This window comes from Rummeliibacillus sp. TYF005, from assembly GCF_003844195.1.
GTDB lineage: Bacteria > Bacillota > Bacilli > Bacillales_A > Planococcaceae > Rummeliibacillus.
The window spans coordinates 18,564-44,347 of record NZ_ML122555.1; the positions used below are offsets into that span (position 1 = coordinate 18,564).

At 33.2% G+C, this 25,784-nt stretch carries 21 protein-coding genes, 3 tRNA genes and 1 riboswitch; of the genes, 6 read left to right on the forward strand and 18 right to left on the reverse strand.

Annotation, left to right across the window (positions count from 1 at the left end; all coding sequences use genetic code 11):
• Positions 1-90 precede the first annotated feature (90 nt).
• Positions 91-921, reverse strand: a complete 831-nt coding sequence (locus CW357_RS09130; protein WP_124217858.1) for a VanW family protein — start codon at positions 919-921, stop codon at positions 91-93.
• A 245-nt stretch (positions 922-1,166) separates the two neighbouring features.
• On the opposite strand from CW357_RS09130, the gene cbpA reads away from it, so the two are divergent.
• Positions 1,167-1,823, forward strand: coding sequence for a cyclic di-AMP binding protein CbpA (gene cbpA, locus CW357_RS09135; protein ID WP_119416858.1), 657 nt, complete (start codon positions 1,167-1,169; stop codon positions 1,821-1,823).
• Positions 1,824-2,203: 380 nt separating this feature from the next.
• Here cbpA and CW357_RS09140 read toward each other — a convergent pair whose 3' ends face one another.
• Complete coding sequence (locus tag CW357_RS09140; protein ID WP_124217859.1) at positions 2,204-3,367, reverse strand: iron-containing alcohol dehydrogenase; 1,164 nt, start codon at positions 3,365-3,367, stop codon at positions 2,204-2,206.
• Between the two features lie 45 nt (positions 3,368-3,412).
• Entirely contained in the window at positions 3,413-4,429 is a 1,017-nt protein-coding gene (locus CW357_RS09145) for a C45 family autoproteolytic acyltransferase/hydolase (RefSeq protein ID WP_124217860.1), read from the reverse strand.
• Positions 4,430-4,710: 281 nt separating this feature from the next.
• Between CW357_RS09145 and CW357_RS09150 the strand changes: the two genes are divergently transcribed.
• Positions 4,711-6,087, forward strand: a complete 1,377-nt coding sequence (locus CW357_RS09150; protein WP_119416861.1) for a MocR-like pyridoxine biosynthesis transcription factor PdxR — start codon at positions 4,711-4,713, stop codon at positions 6,085-6,087.
• Positions 6,088-6,194: 107 nt separating this feature from the next.
• Positions 6,195-6,268 (forward strand) — tRNA-Lys (locus CW357_RS09155).
• A 497-nt stretch (positions 6,269-6,765) separates the two neighbouring features.
• Here the strand turns inward: CW357_RS09155 and CW357_RS09160 are convergent.
• The 7 genes from CW357_RS09160 to CW357_RS09190 all read right to left on the reverse strand — a co-directional run bounded on the left by CW357_RS09160 (position 6,766) and on the right by CW357_RS09190 (position 12,950).
• A complete protein-coding gene (locus CW357_RS09160) occupies positions 6,766-6,990 on the reverse strand; it encodes a sulfurtransferase TusA family protein (protein ID WP_119416863.1) in 225 nt (74 codons plus the stop codon).
• A gap of 12 nt (positions 6,991-7,002) precedes the next feature.
• Positions 7,003-8,079, reverse strand: a complete 1,077-nt coding sequence (locus tag CW357_RS09165) for a YeeE/YedE family protein (RefSeq protein WP_119416864.1) — start codon at positions 8,077-8,079, stop codon at positions 7,003-7,005.
• A gap of 181 nt (positions 8,080-8,260) precedes the next feature.
• The gene (locus tag CW357_RS09170) at positions 8,261-8,707 is read right to left on the reverse strand and encodes a nucleotidyltransferase family protein (protein WP_124217861.1); all 447 of its coding nucleotides are present in this window, start codon (positions 8,705-8,707) and stop codon (positions 8,261-8,263) included.
• Between the two features lie 279 nt (positions 8,708-8,986).
• Positions 8,987-9,196 carry a hypothetical protein gene (locus CW357_RS09175; RefSeq protein ID WP_124217862.1) on the reverse strand — a complete coding sequence of 70 codons (210 nt, stop codon included), beginning with the start codon at positions 9,194-9,196 and terminating at the stop codon, positions 8,987-8,989.
• A gap of 63 nt (positions 9,197-9,259) precedes the next feature.
• Positions 9,260-9,817, reverse strand: coding sequence for an AAA family ATPase (locus CW357_RS09180; RefSeq protein WP_119416867.1), 558 nt, complete (start codon positions 9,815-9,817; stop codon positions 9,260-9,262).
• A gap of 20 nt (positions 9,818-9,837) precedes the next feature.
• Complete coding sequence (locus CW357_RS09185; RefSeq protein WP_124217863.1) at positions 9,838-10,473, reverse strand: alpha/beta hydrolase family protein; 636 nt, start codon at positions 10,471-10,473, stop codon at positions 9,838-9,840.
• Positions 10,474-10,790: 317 nt separating this feature from the next.
• On the reverse strand, positions 10,791-12,950 hold the full coding sequence (locus tag CW357_RS09190) for a YhgE/Pip family protein (RefSeq protein WP_124217864.1): 2,160 nt from the start codon (positions 12,948-12,950) through the stop codon (positions 10,791-10,793).
• 226 nt (positions 12,951-13,176) lie between these two features.
• On the opposite strand from CW357_RS09190, the gene CW357_RS09195 reads away from it, so the two are divergent.
• Both CW357_RS09195 and CW357_RS09200 read left to right on the forward strand, forming a co-directional pair.
• Positions 13,177-13,250 (forward strand) — tRNA-Lys (locus CW357_RS09195).
• Between the two features lie 170 nt (positions 13,251-13,420).
• Positions 13,421-13,494 (forward strand) — tRNA-Lys (locus CW357_RS09200).
• A 240-nt stretch (positions 13,495-13,734) separates the two neighbouring features.
• On the opposite strand, the gene CW357_RS09205 is transcribed toward CW357_RS09200, so the two are convergent.
• Positions 13,735-15,687, reverse strand: a complete 1,953-nt coding sequence (locus tag CW357_RS09205; protein ID WP_124217865.1) for an elongation factor G — start codon at positions 15,685-15,687, stop codon at positions 13,735-13,737.
• A gap of 101 nt (positions 15,688-15,788) precedes the next feature.
• On the reverse strand, positions 15,789-16,697 hold the full coding sequence (metA, locus tag CW357_RS09210) for a homoserine O-acetyltransferase MetA (protein WP_119416872.1): 909 nt from the start codon (positions 16,695-16,697) through the stop codon (positions 15,789-15,791).
• Between the two features lie 231 nt (positions 16,698-16,928).
• Positions 16,929-17,034, reverse strand: a riboswitch (SAM riboswitch).
• Between the two features lie 398 nt (positions 17,035-17,432).
• Between metA and CW357_RS09215 the strand changes: the two genes are divergently transcribed.
• A complete protein-coding gene (locus tag CW357_RS09215; RefSeq protein ID WP_124217866.1) occupies positions 17,433-18,614 on the forward strand; it encodes an aminotransferase class I/II-fold pyridoxal phosphate-dependent enzyme in 1,182 nt (393 codons plus the stop codon).
• A 145-nt stretch (positions 18,615-18,759) separates the two neighbouring features.
• Here the strand turns inward: CW357_RS09215 and CW357_RS09220 are convergent, their stop codons facing one another.
• The 6 genes from CW357_RS09220 to argC form a co-directional block, all read right to left on the reverse strand.
• Positions 18,760-20,436, reverse strand: coding sequence for a sodium:solute symporter family protein (locus CW357_RS09220; RefSeq protein ID WP_124217867.1), 1,677 nt, complete (start codon positions 20,434-20,436; stop codon positions 18,760-18,762).
• A 16-nt stretch (positions 20,437-20,452) separates the two neighbouring features.
• Positions 20,453-20,755, reverse strand: a complete 303-nt coding sequence (locus CW357_RS09225) for a DUF4212 domain-containing protein (protein ID WP_119415644.1) — start codon at positions 20,753-20,755, stop codon at positions 20,453-20,455.
• 520 nt (positions 20,756-21,275) lie between these two features.
• Positions 21,276-22,418, reverse strand: a complete 1,143-nt coding sequence (locus CW357_RS09235) for an acetylornithine transaminase (RefSeq protein ID WP_124217868.1) — start codon at positions 22,416-22,418, stop codon at positions 21,276-21,278.
• Positions 22,415-23,194 (reverse strand): acetylglutamate kinase, encoded by a 780-nt coding sequence (argB, locus tag CW357_RS09240; protein ID WP_119415647.1) that lies wholly within the window; start codon positions 23,192-23,194, stop codon positions 22,415-22,417. Before argB ends, CW357_RS09235 begins: the two co-directional genes overlap by 4 nt.
• Positions 23,157-24,380 (reverse strand): bifunctional glutamate N-acetyltransferase/amino-acid acetyltransferase ArgJ, encoded by a 1,224-nt coding sequence (gene argJ / locus CW357_RS09245; protein ID WP_119415648.1) that lies wholly within the window; start codon positions 24,378-24,380, stop codon positions 23,157-23,159. Before argJ ends, argB begins: the two co-directional genes overlap by 38 nt.
• A gap of 14 nt (positions 24,381-24,394) precedes the next feature.
• Entirely contained in the window at positions 24,395-25,429 is a 1,035-nt protein-coding gene (argC, locus tag CW357_RS09250) for an N-acetyl-gamma-glutamyl-phosphate reductase (protein ID WP_206426815.1), read from the reverse strand.
• Positions 25,430-25,784: the final 355 nt, after the last annotated feature.

The window sequence follows — 25,784 nt, forward strand, 5'->3', positions numbered from 1 at the left end:
ATCTAGAATAATATTACATAAAACAGATTTTTTTGTACACCATTAACTATATTTATACAAAATACATTGAAAACGCCTTCATTTAGTTCATTATTTATATTCTGACATTTTAATATCCACCAATAATGGGTTATACATCATAATCGCATGATTTTCTGTTATAAACTCGTCATCAATTTGTTCTTTGTTCATATTATATACTTTACGATGTATTCGATTGTGCCTCATATATCCTCCCCAATTTTCAAGCGTAATCTTATGTTCTTTTTCGAACAATTTATAAGTACGAATTGCTGGAGTTTCTGAACGCCATTCCCCTACAAGATGTGTATCAGTTAAATATACAACTAGTTGGTATATATTAGATGTTTCATTTGTTATTTGCAAATCGAGATAGTTAAAAGCACATGTAGCACCGCTTCCAAAAGGCTGAGTTCTATTAGAATCTGGAAAAACATCATAACTATGTCGATGTCTTTCTGTAATTGTTAATGGCGTATGTAAAGTAATCCAATAGATTAAATTTGATAGTTGACAGAGGCCACCTCCAACACCTAATTGAACTTTTCCATAATGTAACACCATCCCATCTACATACCCTTTTCTTTTTGTTGTATTTCCGAGTAGTTTCCAATAGGAAAAGGTTTCACCAGGACGAATAACGATTTGATTTAGTTTTTCTGTTGCGATTTTCAAATTTTTAACCTTATTATGCTGTAACCACATATCTACATCTTTAAGTTTTCGTAACAATAAGGTTTTATGTGAAAAAATTACATTTTGTAGTGGATTTTCTTTACTTTTTCTAGTGACATATTTTTGAGAACCAAACCACCATTCGCTATATCTTTTTATTCGATAATATTTAGTTCCCACATAAATACGGGCTCTACTTCTCTTAATCGGTTTAAACGATTCCATATTTTCATCTCCCTTTCCATTTAATTCTCTGTTTAAAACGTTAATCCTCTCATTCTAACAAATTTTACTATATCGAAGTATTTCAAATATTCGTATAAATTATTTGAAATATTCACAACAAAAATTAGTTCTTTTTTAACCTATTATTATGTTATTTTTTATCGTAATTCCTGAATATAATAACAATGGTATACATACTTTAGCCTGTATGTATTTTTAATTATTGAAAGATGAGGGGGATCATCATGATTGTCAAACAAAGATATGTGAAAAAAAGTGAAGTTACATTTTGTAAGGAAACAGATCTTGCATCAACTGTTTTAGAAAAACTTGATGCGTCTGGTTATCGTTGCATCCCAATATTAGACAAAAAGAGCGAGAAATTTATAGGGAATGCATATAAAGTTGATATTCTCGAATTCCAGAAAAAGTATGGAGAAAAAGATGTACCAATTTCAGAATTAGCAAAGGATCAAGATGGAACAATTGAGATGACTAGTTCTTTTTATAAGGTTTTCTTAAAGATTAAACAACTTCCTTTTCTTGCGGTAACTGATGAATTTGGGAATTTTCATGGTATCATGACACATTCTAAAGTATTTGAGCTATTAGAAGAAGCTTGGGGTTATAAGACTGGGAGTTGCGCATTAACAATAGCGGTTCCTGTTGCTGAAGGGATTCTAGCAAAAACACTATTACTAATAAGAAAAAAATGTCCGGTACAATGTGTTTTCTCTATAGACGACGAGGACTGGTATCTAAGAAGGGTGATCATTACTTTAGATAAAGGTGCAAATAAAAAAACAGTGAAGGAAATTGAAAGTATCCTTCATAAAGTAGGCGCTCGTCTTGTTGACGTAGAAGTTTTTAATGAAGAAGAGTTTAATAAAAGCGAACAGTAGATGTTATATTATAGTTTTATAATTTTTCTTGAATAAATTTTCCCTACTAAAATATATTATCTATAAATACAGATTCTAAAATTCACTGCTGACAGTACTTTCCACGACTTGGCTACCGTTTCTTCTTTAACCTCATAAGTGCTTATCCTAAACTTTGGAGCACTTAGTGAAAAGAAGTTCTAATTTAGTAAAGTTTTTTGGAAATGTGAGAATCGAACTTACTTTTCCCCATAGCAATTGTCCGCATTGAATCATCCACATAAATAAGGAAAAAGGTAACTACATGAATGAATATTGCACTAACATTTCTTAAATGCATAAACATTCATTGTAGTTACCTTTCCACTTCTGCTTCATCTAGCTATTTAAATTAGATAAAACTATAATGAAGCACGATAAATTGCCATCACATCTTCTTTGTTCAGTCTTGCAAATCTACCAAATTCACCATTGATCGTTGCTTTATCAGTCATAAGTTCTAATTTACTGTCATCAATTTTATAATCAGATAAACGTGATGGTGCTCCAATACTATTCCAGAATTCACGTAATTTGCGAATACCTTCTAGGCCAACTTCTTCATCACTTTTCCCTTCGGCATTTACGTTAAATACTCTTTCAGCTAATTGTTTAAAACGAGCTGGTTTTATATGCAAATTATACTCCATCCAATGTGGGAATAATATAGCTAAACCACCACCATGAGGAATATCATAGATTGCAGAAACTGCATGTTCTATGTTGTGTGATCCCCAGTCACCGGCATATCCCATATTTAGTATTCCGTTTAAAGCCATCGTTCCACAATACAAAATAGTAGCTCGATATTCGTAATTCTCTAAGTCTTGAAGAAGTTTTGGGGCAGTTTCCATGATTGTAATGAGTAACGACTCACACATACGGTCTTGGAATTGCGTATTTTCTACTAGGTGGAAATAATGTTCCAATACATGTGACATCATATCGACAATCCCATAAATTGTTTGATTTTTAGGTACTGTAAACGTATTAACTGGGTCTAGTATTGAAAATTGTGGAAATGTTACGCTACTTCCCCAACCATGTTTTTCGTTTGTTTCCCAATTTGTAATAACAGAACCAGAATTCATTTCAGACCCCGTAGCTGCAATTGTTAGGATCGTACCAAAAGGTAGAGCTTCTTTTGCGAATGCTTTTTTTATAACTAAATCCCATGCTTCGCCGTCGTATTTTGAACCAGCAGCAATAAGCTTCGTACAATCGATTACGCTACCTCCACCTACAGCTAATATAAAATCAATTTGTTCGGACTTACAAATTTCAATTCCCTTTTCTGCTGTAGTTAGTCGTGGATTAGGTTCAACTCCAGATAATTCGAATACTCCTACATTGATCTCTTCAAGTATTGTCATGACTTTTTCGTACAATCCATTATTTTTTATACTACCTCCACCATAGACAAGTAGCACTTTACTTCCGTATTTAGGAATTTCCGTTTTAAGGGCTTCAATTTGTCCCTTTCCGAAAATAAGTTTAGTTGGATTTCTGTATATAAAATTCTCCATTTGTTGACCTCCATTTATAAATTGTAGATTTAATAGAATTTTTTGCTAATATTCTATGATTCCATATAAAATTTTATCTTTTATATTTTGTCCGTTCAACCATTTTTTAAAATTAATCTCCATTGCTTTATTGCTTCTTGCTACTGACGTTAAAATCGTTTGTTGTTCATAGGAATATGCAAACGTATGTAACGTCCCAAAAAGCTCTTTATAATGGTTAAAAAACAAAGGTGATTGTTCATCGGAAAAATGATTGAACATTTCATGATAAGAAGGTTTATTATCCTTGAATTTTTGAAGATATTTATTCCGTTTAAGGGAACTTTCTTCACTAAATTGTCTGTTTTTTCTTTTAAGCTCATCAATTTGAAAATGATTAACACATGATAATAGTTCATCATCTTGCCTTACAAACACATTTGAAGGGGTTGCTTCGACAACTGCTATATTACCATGATTATCACCAATAGAGAAATTATAACAAGCTGAGTGTGGAATTTCCTTCAGCAATTGAATAGCATCATCACTCGTTTTACATGTATCTAGTATCATTCTAATTGAGATCCATGGTGATAACCCTACTGAATAATCAATATTACTTACAAAATGCAAACCAATCGTCAATCCGTATTCATTGACCCCATCATGTCTCCCGATTGCTTGTAAATTATAGCCCGCTGATGCAAAAGTATTCTCTGGTTGTACCATACTGAAAATACCATCATAAAGTTCAGGTCCAAAATCATAATTTCTAACATAATAATCCTTCGTCATTACAGCTGAACAACCCATTGCCTCCGTCTTTGGCACATCATATCCACTAAACAAACAAGCTGCTTTACTAAATGGTATATGGAGGCTAGCTGCGATTCCCTCCAATTCTTCTATTAAATATGGAGCAAATGTATTATAAATATTTTTCATATTATTAATGTCAATTTTAGATTTAGTGATTAATCCAAAGGTGTTAACAATTGCCTTATTCCGAATACTTTCTCCCGTTTGATAACCAATTTGATATGAACTATCTCTAATTTGCAAAATTTCCACTTCAAGTTTCATCACATATCCCCCTATTCAATGATAATAATAAAGAAATTGGATACCCAGATTAATTTATAGTTGTCATCTGTTTAATATGACAAATGTATCTAATAATCTAATTGTAAAAATGTCGTTTTGTGTAAAGCTAAAATCTTTTATTTAATTCCTTAAATTACTTAGTATGTAAAATCAGCCATTATTTTAGTGTATAATGGAAGAAATATATTTTTTAATTTTTTGAGAATACAAATCTTCTAAACTTAGAGTCTTTATTCCATAAAGAAAGGGTGGGTGTACTTATGAATTTTTTAAAATTGCATTTTAATGAAGGTATACCAAAATACCAACAAATTTATACTCACTTCAAAGATTTAATCCTTCATAAATCTTTAAATTCAAATGAAAAGTTACCTTTCATAAGCCAAATAACAAATGAACTGAATGTCAGTCGTGGTACAGTTGTATCTGCATTAAATCAATTAACTGCTGAAGGTTATTTAAGACATGAGGTGAATAAAGGATATTTTGTAAACCCTATAAAGAATAATCAAAATCGTTGGAAACGAGATACCTATACTTTTGTACGTAAACAAATACCATCTTATAAAATAAAGTTCCAACCAACGGCTGTAGATCAAGAATCCTTTCCTATAGTAAAATGGCGACAATGTACGAACTTAGCAATGGAACAACCATTCATATTTTCAAAAGATCATTACCAAGGTGATCCATTTTTAAGACAGCAACTTTCCTTTTATTTGCTTAAATCAAGAAAAATTAATACAAACGCTCATGCAATCATAATAGGCAGTACTAAACAAGAGTTGTTAATAAAAGTTGGTTTGTTATTAAAAAATGATGTACAAACAATTATATGTGAAGACCCTGGTTTTGAACCTACTCGTATATTTAATCCATTATTTAATTTTGATGTTTTACCTATACCATTTACAATGGATGGTAAACTTTTAAAACAACTTCCTAAAGGGAAACAACATATTTTTCACACTACACCATCACATCAGTTTCCAACAGGCGTAACAATGCCCATTTATGAACGTCAAAGATTAATCGATTGGGCATACAATACAAATAGTTACATTATTGAAGATGATTATGATAGCGAATTTCGTTATACAGAACAACCAATTCCTGCACTAGCTTCTCAAGATTTAAATCGTGTAATTTATCTAGGAAGTTTTACAGAATCATTTCTACCAACTTTACGAATAAGCTATATGATACTTCCTCCAAAATTACTAAAGAAATATCATCAGGCCTTTTCACATATTGGTCAGTCTGCATCTGCTATTCATCAAAGAGCAATGGCAATTTTTATGGAGGATGGATATTGGGATTCACATTTACGCAAAATGAGATCCATATATAAAAGTAAAATGGAAACGTTAATAGCAGCTATTGAAAAATCCTTTGAGAATGAAATTGACATCGTAGGAAAAGAATCTGGTTTGTATGTGCTATTACGTGTGAAGAATGGTTATACTGAACAACAATTGATTCAAAAAGCTGCAGAAAACGGGGTAAAAGTTTACGCTGCTTCGCGCTTTTTTATCAACCGAACACCAAAGTTTCCATTAATACAAATTGGTTTTGGTGGTAATTCAGAAGAGGAAATCATAAAAGGAATTGAAATTTTAGGAGAATCATGGACATAAATTAGATTTGCCATATTCAATAGAATAAATAAATCTACATATTTCCTACTTCCCCTCTTGACATTATAAGAATATAGCGTTAAGATAATTTATGTCGTAAGGCAAACGGGCGTATGGCGCAATTGGCTAGCGCACCTGACTCTTAATCAGGGGGTTGTGGGTTCGACCCCCACTACGCCCATAAAGAAGAAAGAACATCATTTAATGATGTTCTTTTTCTTTTGCTCTATAATAAAAACCTATTATTTGAAACTAAACCAAAATTCGTTCGTATATTATAGCAACAATTATTTATTAGGGGGTTTTATATGAAAAGAATAAAATTGCTATTTTATAATCTTAATTTGAATCTACGCTATTATACTTTACAATTATCTACATTTGGATTATTAATTTTAATAGAAATCATTATGGGTATTGGTGATTTTACAATCTTTTTAGCATTTCCAGAACTATTCTTCTATTTTGTTTTAATACAGGGCGTTACTATAGTGTGGAAACGAATTTACCCAGTCCTTATGAAAAATCGATTAGTGATTTCTTCTCTATTATGTTGTTTTTCTATAGTTATCTTGCTAAACTATTTCGAATGGACACAACCTTTTTAGTTATATCCATAAAAAAAGACAATGTCCCTATAAAAGGTGACATTGTCTATGCTATTTAGTAATAACCTCTTTATTTCTTTTGCACTGTAATTGTCCAAGAAGCTTCACTTAGTTGTTCGTAATTTGTAACTTTATGACCTTCTTCAGCAGCCCATCTTGGTATACTTTCTGTTGCTTGCGTACAATCAAAGTTAATCACTAGATCTTCACCTGATTGAAGTTCCTCCATCGCATTTTTCGCTTCAATTAATGGAAACGGACATACTTGCCCCATTGTTTCTAAAACTTTTGTCATTTGATATTCCTCCTAATTTGCTGATGCTGGTGTAACTGCTTGTTTAGCAACAACTTGTTTTTTAACTCTAGGTCTAACAAAAACAAAGTAAGTAGCTGTCCAAGCACCTAAAATCATAAAAGCTAGTGCAATCCAACCTTGCCATGTCATCATTGCAGTACTTACTAATCCGTTACCAATTGTGCACCCTCCAGCTAAACTTGCACCTAAACCCATTAAACTACCACCACATACACTAGATACAATTGTTTTAACTTCTGGTACTCGTAAACGGAATTCATTGCTACCTTTAGCAGCTATAAACGATCCAACAAAGATTCCTAATACTAAGAATACGCCCCAGTTAAGAATAGACTTATCACCACTCACTAAATATTGCAAAATATTAGCTGAAGGCGTTGTAATCCCTAGTCCGGAATTACGACCAGTTGCTTCACTTAATGGCCAAGCAATAATGGCAATAATCCCCACAATACTTGCTGTGAAATATGGGTGCCAACGTCTTTCGAATAGTAAATGTGCGATTCCTGATTTCTTTGGTTTAAGTGACGGAATAACCAATTTTGGTTTTCTAGCTTCTTTGAACATAATAACTGCAACGATAATCACTAATATTGCAATAAATACCCAGACATTCACTCCAAAAGTTTTTGGAATTGAATTATTATGTACTTGTACAGAAGACAATTTTTCATTTAATGGTAGTAAGACACCAGACTTCATCATTGCACTTGTTAACATATAAAATATAAGTGCAATCCAGCTTCCTATTAACCCTTCAGCAGCTCGATACCAAGTACCAGTTGCACAACCTCCAGCAAGCACAATTCCAATACCAAAGATAAATGATCCTATTACAATTGCTACCCAAGAAAAAGTACCAGCTTCATATTGTAACAATCCAAATTGGATAAGTGCATAAACCCCGACACTTTGAATCGCAATTGCCAATAACAATGCATAAAACATCCGATTATTTTTCGTTAAGTACATATCTCGGAATCCACCTGTTAAACAGAACCTACCCCTCTGTAAAACAAATCCCAATGCTGCACCACATAGTAAACCTGTAATAACCATTTGAACCATTTTCTCACCTCATTCTTTACCTTAGTAAACTAATTGGTTTTTATTATATTATGACATTATCTGAGTTACAATAGTTAATTCATACTAACTTAATAAGTATAATATTTTATAAAAAAAAGATTCTAATGCTTTAGTAACTGCATTAAAACCTTGTAATTTGAATGTATTATAAAAAAGACCGTTATTCCTTTATAATCTGTAATCTTGGCCATTTTTGTTTCCAATTCTTCGTTTTTAATCTCTGTAGATAAATATTATATAATCTTTCAAATTGCTTAAAGTATGGCGTCGGTTCTACCTTTTTAGAAAATAAAGCAGCTAATCCATAAGGAGCTATGATCTCAAGCTCCCCTTTGTTGAGTCTGATTCCAATTGCTGTTGGTATTTCTGGAAAGTGTGCACTCCCGTCAAGAGTAGATTTGTACGGTTGAACATGATTTTTCTTATGCATTCTCGCCAGATTTTTTACAGACCAAGGTTCTTCTGGAGCTATCTTGTAAAGCAATTCTTCTATTCTTTTCTCTTCTTTTTCTGATACATTCCTATCATCGTAGTATATTATATCTATATCATTTAATGGTGTTCTTTCTGAATAGCCATGTAAAGTATCCCATATCTTACTACGGATAAAGTGAAACTTCCATCAGTGGGGGCCTTATCCCCCCCTGATGGTTAGTTGAACCAATCGGGCTTTTACGGGCAGTTATACCCGACCACTTTTTCTTTTTAGCTCACTCTTAATGTAGGTTCTTACTGCCCGTTAATGCGGGATAAATCCTGCGCAAACCCAACAATCAGGAAGGTTTAGTTTCTCAACCAATTTTAGTATATTTAACATCCATTCATCATTTTGAACAATCTTTAATAATTCATTTTCATTTTTCAAGCTCTTCGATTCCTTTACTTTTCATTTAAAAATTTTGAAATTACCTTCGTTTTCAGCAACCAAAAATGCCGATCGCGGATCATTCTTGAAATCCTGGATTATCTTTCTTTGTTGTTCAACAGTTGTTTTTCTTTCGCCAGGATTAAATAACATATTATTCGAAGCATCAATTTCACATAGTAGTTCCAAAAATTGCTTAGCATCTTTTTCTTCCGCTTGTCTGACGATCAACTCATTAACCTCCAATCACAATGAAATAAAACCCATTTTATGTGGTTTAATTAAATTACATTCTTATAGTTCGAATTTTTCCTTTATAATTTGAGCAACTTGTGTTGCAGTTAAATTTGTATTGTTAATCTTTATATAATTTTTTTCCTTTATTTCACCCTCGTTTGAGTTCATCCTGTAGTCATTCATACTATTGACTAAATGCTCTTCAGATTGAGCAATATTTCTTTTAGTCAGTTTATGTTGAAGTCTGTTCTGTGTACGATTTCTTTCAAGTCGAACATTCATATCTGCTTCCAATTCAACAAAGTATATATCTGCATTATTTTCAGAGAAAATCCTACAAATATTCTCTGTAATATCCCAATCTTCTTGTAGATTAAATGCCCAAATAAAAGTGAATATCATTCCGTATTGGTCACTTTTCGAAAAAGATTTAAAAACTTCTTCTCTGAAAAGGTGCGTTAATCGCCACATTTCTGAACTAAAACCAAATAGCGGTTCGAGTAAATCAATAGTCATATGATTATGAAATAATTTCAAATCTGTCGTTTTCTCTAGTTCTTGTCCAACAGTCATCTTACCAACTGCCTGTGGGCCAAATAACAAAATAAGTTTCATGATTCAACCACCTTCCTATTTTATAGTAATTCGTCTATCTTATTCAGTATCCTCTCTATTACTTTAATAGACGCTGATACATTTCCATCAATATTTAAAGAATGATTTGCTTTAGGAAATATATCTAACTGAAATTGCTTTTGTTTTAGCTTTTCAATTGCGGCAAAATTAAAATGCGGATCTGCATCACCAATCGCAATATAAGCAATTTGTTTACTGTTTAACAAAGAGTAAGCCATTCTATCTATTTTCAAAGAAGGCGTAAGTATTATCCATTTAGAATCATTAAAACGTTCTTGGTTCATATATTCTAATACAATTGGCATTGTCCCAATAGATTTCCCTATAAATACATATTCTGAGTACTGATGATTCGATGTAACTTCTTCAATAACAGGGTTCACCATCTGGAATATTAGTTCTGGTATTTCTTCTAGAGGCAAACGAAGTAAATCATCGATGGATGAATAATGGATCTGAATGATATCGTATTTTTTCTCTAATAATAGCAATGTTGCATAATAAAGCGCTGGTGAATCATATGTATAACCGGTTCCTGAAAACATAAAGCACATCTTGTCTGATCCCGATTGATAATGTGTATACGTAATAGAAGGTTTATTTTCCACTTGTATAGTTTTATCAATAATTTCCAATATAAATCTCCCCTTTTTAGTATTGAGTCTATTTCAACCACAAATTATGAATATTTTAAATGCTATTTAATATTCTTTGAGATTCTATATGAGTAAATGTTTAATTACTTTAGTTAAAATTGTTTTGAATATTAGAAATTATTATACACTTTCTTTTAAAAATGTAAATAATGTAAGAAGGATGCTTTTAATAAAATTGAAAAGGTCCTTCCCATAAGTAGCAAACCTACGGGAAAGACCTTACTCCTTCGGTGGTAGAGTCAAGCTTCCACCATCCTAATTGGAAATGAAATACTCTCCAAAAATTAATATTTTTATTAAGCAACAAATTCTTCTGCTTGAGGATCATTTTTAGACATTTTGTTAGAAAGCGATTTATAACTAAATAATAATACAGCTAATGTTAAAACTGAGAAAACAATCAGATAGATTAATAATGTTAACGTATTTTGGACTAACAATGAAGCATCTCCTAAAGAAATAATTGATTTGAAGCCTTCATTTGAATACGTTAAAGGCAAATATTGACTTAATGATCTTAAATTCTCTGGAAGCATAGGAATCGGTAGGTTGGAACCTGTAATCGTCAATTGAAGGACGATAAATGCAAATGCAACAAAACGTCCAAAATTGCCAGCTATCGAAACTAAGAAGAAAATAATTGTCATAAATGTTACACTGACAAAAATACTAAATAGTATAAATTGACCCGCACTTGCTACTTGAAGTTTTAAGAACAACAAGGCAAATAGTGATACTAAGACACCTTGGGCAACTGCTAAAATACCTAATTTTAGCCATTTGCTTACAAACCAACTTAATCCAGAACCAGGTAAAATTGCTGGGCGTTTGAAATCGGTTACAAATGTTAAAACAAGTAAACCGACAAATAGCGCTAAAGAAAGAATATAAGGTGCTGTTGAATCACGGTAGTATTCATATGCATTTTCTTTTTCTCCCTTTAAACTCACTGGATTTGAGAACATTGCAATTGTATTATCAGTTGCTTTAATACTGCTCACTTGTTTCGCTCCATCTGATAGTCCGTCTGTTAATTCTTGACTTCCAGATTGAAGTTTAGTAGCTCCTTTATTCAAACTGTTTACACCAGTTGTGATTGTCCCCCATCCTGTAGATACCTGTTGATTACCAACACTAATTTGTTTTAAACCTCCATTTAATGTTGCAACAGATGATGAGAGTTTCGCCCAATTAGAAGATAAACTTGCATTACCATTTGCCACCTGAGTAGCACCTGATTGTAGTTTATTTATCCCCCCAATTGCAGACGTTTGCCCTGTAATCAACTGGTTAAGACCAGAATCTAATTGTTTTGAGCCTGCTGCTAACTGATTTACGCCAGTCGCTAAAGAATTTGCACCTGTTTTTAATGGTTGGATTTGTTGAGTGAATTGTGTTAATCCTTTAGTAATAGCATCACTTGTACCAACAAGTGTCATAAATTCGATATCTTGGGCTAATTCTGGATGTTTGGATAAAAACGCTTTCATTCCATTGGTTAAATTTTGAGAGCCTGAAACTAATTGAGGTGTTGTTTCTGTTACTTTTTGAATACCACCATTTAATTGGGCTACACCAGGTTTTAATTGTTTTTCTAAACCATTTGTCAAAGAGCTACTACCAGCTTTAGCTGATTTTAGTCCATTTAATACCTGTTGTGAACCTGACTTTAAAGTCCCAATACCGTTTGCTACTTGTTTCGAACCTGCAGCTAATTTGTTAATATTTCCTTGTCCATTTTGAAGAGAAACTAAAAGTTGTTGTGAACCTGCTGCAGCTTTACTAGAGCCATCCGCAAGTGTCTTAATATCACTATTTTTTTCATTTAATGAGTCTAATAGTTTTTGAGTACCGTCAGAAAGCGTCTTTGTTCCTTTTGAGATTTTCTTTGAGCCATCTGCACCCGTTGTAAATCCATTTGAAATGTCACCAAGTTTAGCAAAAATCGTACTAGTATATGTTGCTGTTATTTTGTTACCTAATTGCTCTCGAATTTTTTCTACAGCACTTTTTGTGACTTGTGCAGCCATGAAGTTGAGCCCCTCATTTTGAACATATCTCAACTCAGGTATTTGAGGATTTTCATCTAAAACAGTCGTTACTTTTTGAGAAAAGTCCTCAGGTACTTCAATCATCATATAATACTTTTGATCTTTCATACCTTTTTTTGCTTCTTCCATCGTTACAAAGCTCCATCCCAAAGCTTTGCTTTCCTTTAGTTCTGCTACTAGTTCATTTCCCGCATTAATTTCTTTGCCATCGGATACGGCTCCAGCATCATTATTTACAAATGCAACTGGAAGATTGTCAAGATGATCATAAGGTCCCCATTTGGCAGATAACAAAATTGCTGCATAAACTAGTGGTATCAACAAGACACCGATTACTGAAAACAACACCCCTTTGTTTTCTTTAAGTTTTGACAATTCTTTACCTAAAACTTTGAACGCATCCATTTCTATCCCCCATTCTTTTTAAATGTAGAAATGACCATTATGAATGAACATTCATTCAATTGTGGCTATACATTTCTGTATAATATATATTCTAAATATTCTGTTTTTAACCTCTATTTCCACAAAATATTTTTTAAGCAAATTTCGACAATATTAATTAAAAATGAATGGATACCCTTGACATTATTACGATATAGTATTATAATATATTTTGTTATTACAAAATGGGCATATGGCGCAATTGGCTAGCGCACCTGACTCTTAATCAGGGGGTTGTGGGTTCGACCCCCACTATGCCCATCATTTTAAAAGAACCATCACAATATTGTGATGGTTCTTTTTTATCTCTGAATTATTTTTATCTTTATAAGGAATGATCTACTCGGTATTTAATCTCTTTAAGAAACTATAATTTTCCGCTTGACATTATTAGAATATAGCGTTAAGATAATTTATGTCATAAAGCAAACGGGCGTATGGCGCAATTGGCTAGCGCACCTGACTCTTAATCAGGGGGTTGTGGGTTCGACCCCCACTACGCCCATAATAAAAAACACAGCATTTAATTATGCTGTGTTTTTTATTATTTATTTGGATTACAGCGTTGTAATCTAATAAGCAAATATAATAATATACGTACTTAATCAAACTTATTAATAAATTTCAGTTATTACATTCGTCATAGACAATAACTGAGGTGCTAGATTTGTTGCTCAAAAAATTGTATAGTTCATCTATCTCCTCAAATCTTGAAGGCCAATTATTAGATTCTTCCCACACAATATCATTTTTTTAAGCAATGCATTGCTACTTCTGCTTCGGCCCAAGGAACTGTATATCCTTTACCTTTCGAGCAAAATATACTTGAAGATGTGTATTCAGGATCACTATTCTTATCATAATTAATCATTTCAATTACTTCATCTGGATTATGGCATTGATCATAGCCACTAAACGTCAAATTTAATACACCTTTTCCATTCGTATAAGATGAAAATGTTGAGTTGTAATCCATAAACGTTGATACAGGTCCCTTACCATTGATCAGTACTTTTTCTTTAGTCATTATTGGAGGCTCAAATTCACCATGCAATTTTTGAATATCCGTCATCATTCTCCCAACAAATTCAGCAGAAGCTTTCATTTTGAAATGATAATATGGTTCTAGTAAATGATTTTCTACTTGTTCAAGACCTTGTCGAATCGCTCTTAAAGTGGCTTCTCTAAAATCGCCACCTTCTGTATGCTTAATATGAGCTCGTCCTGTCAGTAACGTAAACTTAATATCTGTAATAGGAAAACCAGTTAATAAACCATGGTGCTCTTTTTCAAAAATATGTTGTTTCACTAATCTTTGGTGACCATCAGATAAGTCATCTGCTTGACAGGCATTTTCAAATATTATACCTGCTCCTCTTTCAGTTGGCTCCATTAGAAGATGCACCTCAGCGTAATGTTTTAGAGGTTCAAAATGACCATATCCAATTACTTTTGATGCTATTGTTTCCTTATATAATATTTGAGGTTTTTCAAAATATATATGTAAACCAAATCGATTTTTAACAACTTCAGTTAATACCTCTAACTGAATAATCCCCATAACATGTAAATGGATTTCTTGGAATCTCTCATTCCAAATTACATGTAAAGAAGGATCCTCTTCATCCAATAATTGAAAATAAGCTAATACATCCTTTATATTTTCATTACCTTCATTTACTACTTTCGATTGTAATGTTGGGATTATATTAACTGATAGACCATAATCGGTAACTTCCTCCCCAATTATATCTCCAATAGCAGCACTAGAAATTCCAGTAACAGCAAATATTTCACCAGCTTTTACTTCTTTTACAACTTCATATTGGTTGCCATTATATAATCGAATTTCTGTTACTTTTTCTGTATTCTCTCCAAACTTCAGTTCATCACGCACTTTTAATGTACCTGTTAACGCCTTCATAAATGTAATTCGTTGCCTATTATTATCATGTCTAATTTTAAATATTCTTGAAGTAAAAGGGCGCTCTATATTATATGTTGTTTCCGTTAAAATAGAAATTTGATCTAAAAATTCTACTATACCGATATCTTTTAAGGCGGAACCATATGCACAAGGAAATACTTCTCTATTTTGTATCAAGCGTCGAAATGTTGATAAAAAAAGTTGCATATCAATATTTTGTTCCAAATATTTTTCTAATAATTCATCATCATGTTCAGCGATAAATTCAATAACTGATTCTGATAGAGTTTGATTTGTTAAGCAGTTAGTAATTGGAAGAATATTTTGATCTAATTCTTGTTGCAATTCTTTAAGTACTTTAGGAACATTTGCAGCTTCTTGATCAATTTTATTGATAAATAGAAAAGTAGGAATTTCGTGTTTTTTGAGGAGTTGCCAAATTGTTTCTGTATGGCCTTCTACTCCATCAACAGCGCTTACTATGACTATTGCATAATCCATTACTTTTATAGCCCTTTCCATTTCAGGAGAAAAGTCTATATGTCCAGGCGTATCGATAATTGTATAAGTATCTCCATTTTTTATAAATCTACCTTGTTCCGCAAAAACAGTTATTCCTCTTTCCTTTTCTATCGCATTGTAATCCAAAAAAGCGTCTTTATGATCTACGTAGCCTCTAGTTTTTATACTATTTGTATGAAATAACAACTGTTCGGAAAATGTCGTTTTACCAGCATCGACATGTGCTAAAACCCCGATTGTTTTAAACATTGTACTTCCTCATTTCTAATATTTCATTAACATTAGTATATCAAATCCTTTCTCTCATAAAAAATACCGTTGCAAGCATTCGTTTGCTTACAACGGTCTGTTCACTCCCATTCATATGGTGTTTCTTGGTATACATAATAGTTTAACCAATTTGAAAATAGTAGATGTGTATGTGAACGCCAAACATTCAAAGGCCTCTTCGTTGGATCGTCATTTGGAAAATAATGTTTAGGTATAGGGATGTCTAAACCTTTTGCGACATCTCTTTCATACTCATCTTTCAATGTACAAGCATCATATTCTAAATGGCCAGTTACCATTATTAATCTTTCATCTTTTGAAATAGCTATAAAAAGGCCAGCTTCATCAGAAGAGGATAACACTGATAATTCAGGATGCGCTTCGACTTCTTCTAATGAAACCGAAGTATTACGTGAATGTGGTGCTGTGAACACGTCATTAAACCCTCTTAATAATTTTACAGTTGAATCTTTTACTGTATGGTTAAAAACTCCTGAACACTTTTCAGGTAACGGGAATTTTCCAATTCCAAAATGATGATAAAGGGCTGCTTGTGCTCCCCAACAAATATGTAAAACAGATGTTACATTTGTTTTTGACCAATCCATTATTTGCTTTATTTCTTCCCAAAAATCAACATCTTCAAATTCCATAAGCTCAATTGGGGCACCAGTAATGATCAGTCCATCAAAACGACGATGTTTAACCTCTTCATAAGTAGTATAGAAAGTTTCTAAATGAGATTTACTTACATTTTTTGATTCATGTGTTGCAGTATTTAGAAATGTTACGTTTGTTTGTAAAGGTGTATTACCTAAAAGTCTAAGAAGTTGTAATTCTGTTTTTTCTTTTTGTGGCATCAAATTTAATATAGCTATATTTAAAGGACGAATATTTTGACTTCTAGATCGATCTTCATCCATTACGAATATTTTTTCTTTTTTTAACAGTTCTGTAGCAGGTAAATCTTTAGGAATATTAATTGGCATTTGTAACTCTCCTTTTTGAATATCTTTAATCACTTTCGATTGAGAAGATTATTCATAATTTGACAATTGAAATCACTAACTTAAATTCCTACAATTACTTCTCTCAACCTAACACTAGTTTGTTAGGTTATATAGGTGGAATTGATGTAGGAACTAGCTTAATGTAATTGAGTGATAAAAAATAAAACCCCTTTTCTATGATAAGAAAAGAGGTTTAAATTCCGCTCAGTTTTCTTATCTTCCAAGACAGTTGTCTTGTAGGACTTAGCACCTTTCTGCAGAGCAGAGGTTGCTGAAGCTTCATAGGGCCATTTCCCTCAGCTTCTCTTGATAAGATCTATACAATTAATGTAATCCTAACATGGAAATGCTGATATTGCAAACTTTTCAGAAAATACAAGAAAAACAGAAACTTAAGCAACTTTAAAGAAAAAGAACCACTTATTCCTAGCTTATGATAATTATGGAGAATTTAGTATGAAAATTGAAAAAAAGCCACATGAATGTAGGTTACAATCAGTATCCATTTTTAAACTAAGGAGGATTTTGAAATAGACTCTTTATACATATTTAGATTAAATCTATTATATTACCTACTAAGTTTGACTATTCTTCCTGGATATGTTTTTGTATGCGGATTATGTTTTTTAATTTTTCTAATTTTTACTGTTATATAATAGATAACTATGATAAAATAATTGTTAAATTTAAGTTTTAACTAAGGAGTGCTTACTAGTGAAAATCGAAAGATCAAAAAAAATGGCTATGTTTCCAAAAGCAATATTCGGAGATTTAAAAGCGGCCGCCAATCGTAAAGCAGCTTCTGGTACTAAGTTAATCGATTTAAGTCTCGGTAGCCCAGACCTCCCCCCCGATGAAAAAGTACGTATGGAACTTTCTAATCAAGCAGCATTAGCAAGTTCTTACGGTTATACTTTGGGCGGAACGAAAAAATTCTACCAAGCTGTTGCAAATTATTATAAACGTCGTAGTAATGTAGATTTAGATCCCGAATCAGAAATTATTCAAACTATGGGTTCTCAAGAAGGTTTAGTTCATGTACCAATGGCCTTTTGTAACCCGGGAGATTATGTTTTAACAACAAATCCCGCCTATGTAGCCTATGATGCCGGTATTCACCTAGCAGAAGCAATTCCTTATTATATGCCTTTGTTAGAAGAAAATTCTTTTTTACCAGACTTTGATGCGATTCCAGTTGAAATTGCTGAAAAAGCAAAAATGATGATTTTAAATTTACCTGGTAACCCTGTACCTGCAATGCCATCTGAAGTATTTTTCGCTAAAGTTGTAGCATTTGCAAGAAAATACAATATAATAGTACTTCACGACGCTGCATACTCAGAATTCTATTTTGATGGTGGCAAGCCTATGAGTTTCTTATCTACACCTGGCGCAAAAGAAATTGGCATGGAAATCAATTCTCTTTCTAAAAGTTTTAGTTTAGCAGGAGCACGTATTGCTTATATTGCTGGTAATGCTGAAATGATTTCGATTATACAAGAACTAAAATCGAACCTTGACTATGGTACTTACCAACCGATTCAAGATGCTGCATGTGTAGCTTTAGATCATGCTGAAGAAATCACTGATCGTTTACGTTCTGTGTTTACAAAACGTCACCATATTTTAGTCGAAGGTTTAGAGAGTATTGGTTGGAATGTTACACCATCAGAAGGTGGAATGTTTGTTTTTGCAAAATATCCTAATCAAGAGATGAACGACATCGATTTTGTATATCATGCAATTGAAAAAACAGGCGTTGTAATGGTTCCAGGTTCAATATTTGGAGATGCCGGTAAAAATTATGTCCGTCTAGCATTAGTTCAAGAAGAATCTTTACTTAAAGAGGCTGTAGAACGTCTGGGAAAGCTTTCAAAAGTTGAAGTTGGCGTATAAATTTTGAGTTATATTTCAAAGTTCAAATTTGTTTCTTGACAAGTTTGAACTTTTTTGTTGTTTAAGCTTAACCAGTGGAGCTTTTCATTAACTAAAACCCCAATACTTTGATTCCATAAAAAAAGGGGGTAAACTGCTCCCCCTCTTAATTCTTTATATCCTTCGATGAGCCTTCATTTAAATAAACTTCACCGTCTTTATAAATCATCTTTTCTGGATAGCGTAGGTTTATAACCGCGTCCTGAAGTTCTTGTGAAGGTGCACGTGTTGAGAGTGACACAATTAAATTAGTAGCGAAGGCAGCTATCGCCCCGAAAATACCAGCGCCTGTATCGATAATGCCTAATATCGTAAAGCCACCATACTTTGCACTAAAAATGTAAAGAAGTGTCACAGCTAAACCGACAAGCATGCCAGCCATAGTTCCTTTTGCATTAGCCCGCTTCCACCAGACGCCTAATACGAGTGCAGGGAAGAAAGTACCGGTAGCAATTGCAAATGCCCATGCAACAATTTGGGTAATGGCACCAGGTGGGTTTAATGCAATAAGACCAGCTAGTAGTGTTGCAACAACAATTGAAATACGACCTATAAGTAGACGTTTTCGTTCAGATGCTTGTGGATTGATAATGCGGTAATAAATATCATGTGCAAACGACGAAGAAATAGAAATCATTAAGCCACCAGCTGTAGATAGTGCAGCTGCCATTGCACCTGCAGCCACTAGTCCAATAACAAAGATACCTAGATTTGCAATTTCAGGTGTAGCCATTACGACAATATCGTTAGCAATTGTAAGTTCAGCCCATTGAAGTATGCCATCACCATTCGTATCGGCTATCCCTAATTTTCCTGTATCAATCCATGATTGGGTCCACGAAGGTAATTCAGCAATCTTTTTACCAGCAACTTCCGTTAATAAAATAAAACGAGCAAAGGCTGCATAAGCTGGTGCACTAAAATATAAAAGTCCGATAAAAACTAATGCCCAAGCGCCTGACCAACGAGCCGCCTTCATAGTACCTACAGTATAAAAACGTACAATAACATGTGGAAGTCCAGCTGTACCACACATTAATGTAAACATGAGTGCTAAAAACTGCCATTTAGTTCCATTTGTGAATGGTGCAAAATATTCAGAGATTCCAAGTTCTCGGTCTAGTTCCCCCATTTTTGTTACAATTTCACCATAGGATATCCACGGTATAGGATTACTAGTTAATTGTAATGACATAAAAATAACAGGTACTAAATATGCGATTATTAAAATAACGTATTGTGCAACTTGTGTCCAAGTAATGCCTTTCATCCCACCGAATGCAGCATAAAATGCAATTAACACAACGCCGATCAGTGTTCCTATTTTAGCATCAATTTCAAAGAGACGTCCGATTACTACACCAGAACCTGATAGCTGCCCAATTGAATACGTGAAGCTTATAATAATTGTACATATAGCAGCAATTATTAGCGCTGCCTTACTATTAAAACGGTCTCCGATAAATTCAGGTACAGTAAAGCGACCAAATTTACGAAGCTGAGGTGCAAGTAATATTGTTAAAAATAAATAACCGCCAGTCCATCCCATAATATAGGCTAATCCATCATAGCCAAGTAACATGATAGTACCAGCCATTCCGATAAAGGATGCTGCACTCATCCAGTCTGCCCCAATCGCCATCCCATTAAAAATAGGAGGTACTCCACGACCAGCAACATAAAAATCAGATGTTTGCTTAGCAGTATTAAATACCGCTATTCCAATATATAAAGCAAATGTACATAGTATAATCACCAGTGATACTAAAAATTGACTATCCATATTCAGCCTCCTTCCATTAGTGATCTATCATGTTTTTTGAACCTATTTCTTTATTTCGTTCATCATCAATCCCATATTTTTTATCAATTTTGTCCCCGACAATCGCATTTACAAACAGTAAAACAATGAAAGTAAATAACGCTCCAAATGCCCCCATAAAATAGTGGAATGGGAATCCCAAAAACTGAATTTCAGTTAGTGAGTCTGCAAACGCTACCATAACATAAGACACAAGAAACCAAAGAGCAAAATAAACAAACATGTACCTATTTTTCTCACGGAAATAAGCATCAGCAACTTCTTTATCAATCTTTTTCATACGGACCACCTTTCTATTAATCTATCTCAAATCAAAAATAAATTGAAACGTTTCCTTTAAAGGAAGCGGTACCAGAATTATCTTGACTATCATTAAAATAATTAGTGCAACCACAGGAAAGGTAAGAAAAATGAACCGTTTTTTTATTAGTGCATAGGTAAGACAAATACTAGTGAATAAGATAAGAAACAGAAGCAACAAAACACCTCCTATAATCTCAACGTCTTCTAATATATGTTGGAAATGATCAAGATAAAACGATAATAAAGTAAAAAATCCTAATCGATTGATTCTACAAAATTTGATGCACATACTAAATCATACAAATATTTTTATAAGAACCTGCAAAATACAAACAAAGTTTCTCTTAAATTCCAATCTTTATCCATTCAACTTTTAACATAAAAAAGTACTTCCTATAATAGAAATGGTACCCGTTCCATTTCTTTATAAGAAGTACAATTAAAAGAGGTTATTTGCATGTGAATGGCGATTCTCTGAGCGCTTTAATTCACAGATGTTATTTCACTGTTGTAGTTACAGGAATTGCTGCTTGTAATATTTCAACAGCCTGATCTATTTCATCATAACTTACTGTTAATGGTGGAAGTAAGCGGACAACATCTTCTCCTGCAGGTACAAGTAGTAAACCATTTTTGTCAGTTATTTCAACCAATTTTGAAGAGCTATCACAAGTTATTCCGAGTAAGAGGCCCATCCCTCTTATTTCAACAGAAGCAGGTAACGCCGCTTGCAATTTTTCTTTAAAATATTGCGATTTATCTGTTACAGTTTTTAAAAACGCTTTTGTGAAAATTTCCTCAATAACTGCTGTCGCAACTGCCATTGCTAATGGATTACCACCAAACGTAGTACCATGAGTACCCGGACCAAAGCTTTCATATAATTCGGCGGTTCCTAACATAGCACCAATTGGAAAACCACCAGCTAAACCTTTTGCTAATGTTACAATATCAGGCTTTAATGCAGTCTGTTCATAAGCATAAGCTGTACCCGTACGACCAATTCCCGTTTGAACTTCATCGACGATACATAAAATTCCTTTTTCATCACAGATTTTTTGAATTGCTTGTGCGAATTCAGGTGTAATTACATGAACGCCACCTTCGCCTTGTACGACTTCTAACATAATAGCTGCTGTCTCATCGTCAACTTTTTCCAGTAAGCTATCTACATCATTAAATGGTATGTACTCAAATTTTTCGACAATAGGTCCAAAACCTTTGTGCACTTTTTCTTGACCAGTTGCAGACATGGAACCAAAAGTTCTACCATGAAATGAATGTAAGCAAGTAATAATTTTATGCTTTCCAGTATGTTTTCTAGCTAATTTTATGGCTGCTTCATTTGCCTCCGTACCACTATTACAGAAGAAAGCATGTGATAAATGTGTATCTTTGACTAATTTCTCTGCTAATTTCTCTTGATACTTATTTTCAAAGAGGTTAGAAGTGTGCCAAAGTAATTCACTTTGATGCTTAATCGTATCTACCAATATTGGATTTGCGTGTCCTAAGCTTAATACTGCGATTCCGCTTGTAAAGTCTAAATAGGATTTACCATTTTCATCCCAAACTGTTGTACCTTTACCCTTTACAATTTGAATTGGTCTAGTTTTATAATTGCCGAATAGTGCGCTCATAATAACACCCCTTCTTTTGTAATTTTAGTGCCTTGAAACTTTTGATCGACGATATGTATAGCTGGAATTCCTTCTTCTAAACATGCAATCGCTGCTTGAACTTTCGGAATCATACCACCATATATATCCTTTGTTTCAATCCAATTTCTAATAATCTCTGGGTTTACTTCTTGTTGAACCTCATTATTAATCCTAATGCCAGGTGTATCTGTTACTAACAATAATGCATCTGCTTTAATCGCCAATGCTATATCGCTAGCTACTGTATCTCCATTTATATTTAGTGGAATCCCATCTTTTGTGGCACCAAAACAAGCAATGACTGGTACTTTACCTGCATCAAAATATTGTTGAATCGTAGACAAATGTACTTTTTGAATTTCACCAACATAGCCATAAACTGATTGATCAAGAAAATCGCTCTCAAAAATAGAACTATCTATGCCATTTAACCCAATGGATGAGATACCTGCAGAATTTAGCTGCTTTGTAAGGTAAGGATTTACTTCTTCGATAAGGGCATGTTGTACGATTTTGACTGCCTCTTTAGATGTAAAACGAATTCCATTAACCTTCTTATATGCTATATTGTTTTTCTCTAAGCTAGCATTAATAGCAGGTCCACCACCATGTACTATAACAACTTGATAGCCACTTTTTATATACTTTTGGACTTTCTCAAAAAATGAGCTGTTTAAGTCGCCTAGTATACTTCCACCAAGTTTTATCACTATAGTTTTATGATCTATATGTGGCATTGATTTGGACATAGTCATACGTTAAATCACACCCCCATGCAGTTCCTTTACCTTCTCCAATTCCCATATCGACTAAAATTTTCACTTCATTTTGTTTTAAATATTCCGTTATTTCTTCTTCAGAAAATACAATTGGTTCTCCGGATTCCACAACAAGTGTTGAACCAATTTGAATTTTAATATTTTCCGGTTTAACGGTCATTCCACTATATCCAACTGCGCAAATAACTCTTCCCCAGTTTGCATCACAACCAAAGACTGCTGTTTTAACTAGTGAAGAACCAACTACAGTTTTTGCAATCTGTAATGCCTCTTTATCATCTTTTGCGCCTGATACATTTACTTCAATTAGTTTAGTTGCACCTTCTCCGTCTTTTGCAATCATTTTAGATAGGTCTTCGCAGGCAGATTTAAAAGCTTCCGTAAAGACATTCCAATCCGGATGATCTGGTGTTAATTCATTATTTTCTGCCAATCCATTTGCTAGGACAAGTACTGTATCGTTTGTAGATGTATCTCCATCAACTGTAATCGCATTAAATGTTTTTTCTGTAGTATCTGCTAATAGTGCTTGGAGAGTTTCATGACTAATATTGGCATCAGTTGTGATATACGCTAGCATTGTTGCCATATTTGGTTTAATCATACCTGATCCTTTAGCAACTCCTGCAATAATTACCTCTTTATCATCAATTTTAATGCTGTAAGCAGTATGTTTTGTGACAGTATCCGTTGTTAAAATTGCTTGTGAAAAATCAAGTGCATCTTCCAATTCTGTACCGGGGTTAATTGTTTCAATTCCCTTTTTCACAGTATCCATTGGCATTAATTCACCAATAACACCTGTTGAACATACACCTACCAAACTCTGTGGTATATTTAACTTTTCAGCTGTCAATTTCTGCATTGTATAAGCGTCTTCTGCACCTTGAGTACCAGTACATGCATTTGCGTTTCCAGAGTTAACGATGATTGCTTGCATTTTACCAGTGCTGTGAACAATGTCTTTTGAAAGTAATAACGGAGCAGCCTTGATGACATTCGTTGTGAAAACACCTGCCACATTTGCTGGAACTTCACTGACTAACAATGCCATATCTTTCTTTTTGTGTTTAAGGCCACAATGAATCCCTGCTGCTTTAAATCCTTTTGGTGAAATAATATTATGACTTGCACTTCTTTTTAATATATCTGTAACTGTCAACATACTCTCTCCCTTTATATCCAAATTGGAATTTGTGTTAATCCTGTTGTAATCTCATAACCAAACATTACATTCATATTCTGAATTGCTTGACCTGCTGCACCTTTTACTAAATTATCAATTACTGAGATAATAGTTACCCTACCTGTACGTTCGTCTACATTTATATGTATATCGCAATAGTTTGTTCCGCGAACTTGGCTAGTATTTATTTTTGTAGTGTTTTCGATTACTCGTACAAATGGATGCTTTTCATATTTATTATAAAGACTGTTATATAAATCTTCTTTTGTAACACCAACTTGTAAATTTGCATAGCTAGTTGCCATAATTCCACGATTCATAGGTACTAAATGTGTAGAAAAAGTGATTGGATTATTTTTTTCAGCAAACATTGCCATAGCCTGTTCAATCTCTGGAATATGTTGATGCTGATTGATCTTGTATATTGATGTATTATCGTTTGTTTCACAAAAGTGGTTGTTGGCATTTGGTTTATTTCCACCACCACTTATTCCACTTTTCGCATCTATTATTAAACTTTTAGAATCTATTAAGTTATCTTTCAGTAGTGGTAATAATGATAATAAGACTGCCGTTGGATAACATCCTGGATTAGCAATTAAATTAGCATTTTCAATTTGTTTTTCATTCCATTCAGTAAGACCATAAACACTTTTTTCAATAATATGCAAAGGAGCTGAAGGTAGCTTATACCATTTTTCATAATCTTCAGTGTTCTTGATTCGAAAATCCCCTGATAAATCGATTACTTTTACTTTTTCATTAAGTATTTCTGGAATTAACTTACTAGAAACTCCAGATGGCGTACTAGTAAAAATAACATCCAATTTTCGCAATGCTTCAGGTTCAATTTTTTGTATGGGCTGATCAATTATTTTTCGGAGATGTGTATATTTATTCGAAAAAGGAATACCATCTTCTGATGACGAGAAAAGATGAATTGTTTCTACCTTCGAATGATTATACAAAAGCCTTAGTAATTCAAGACCACCATATCCTGTTGCTCCTATTATTCCAACCTGCATTGCGCTCACCTCTTGTATATGATGTTATTATTATATTGTTGGATATTTATAAAGTCAACTGTATTTTTATTATTTATCAAATAATTTTAAATTTACGGACTTAAGCGTATTTTCTTATCGTTACAAAACAAATCGATTTCAATTTAATATGCAAAAATTAATTTCATATTAATCGTGTATCTTAAATGTAAATATTAATCTTCCAATTTTTTGGGTGTTTCAACTCCTGGATATTGAATTAGTTCCCTAAAATTGAAACTTCATAAAGAAAATTGAATACATATTCAAGAAGTCACTGACTAGAACGTAAATCTAAGAATAATGAATCAAACATAGATAATAGTAAGATACACAG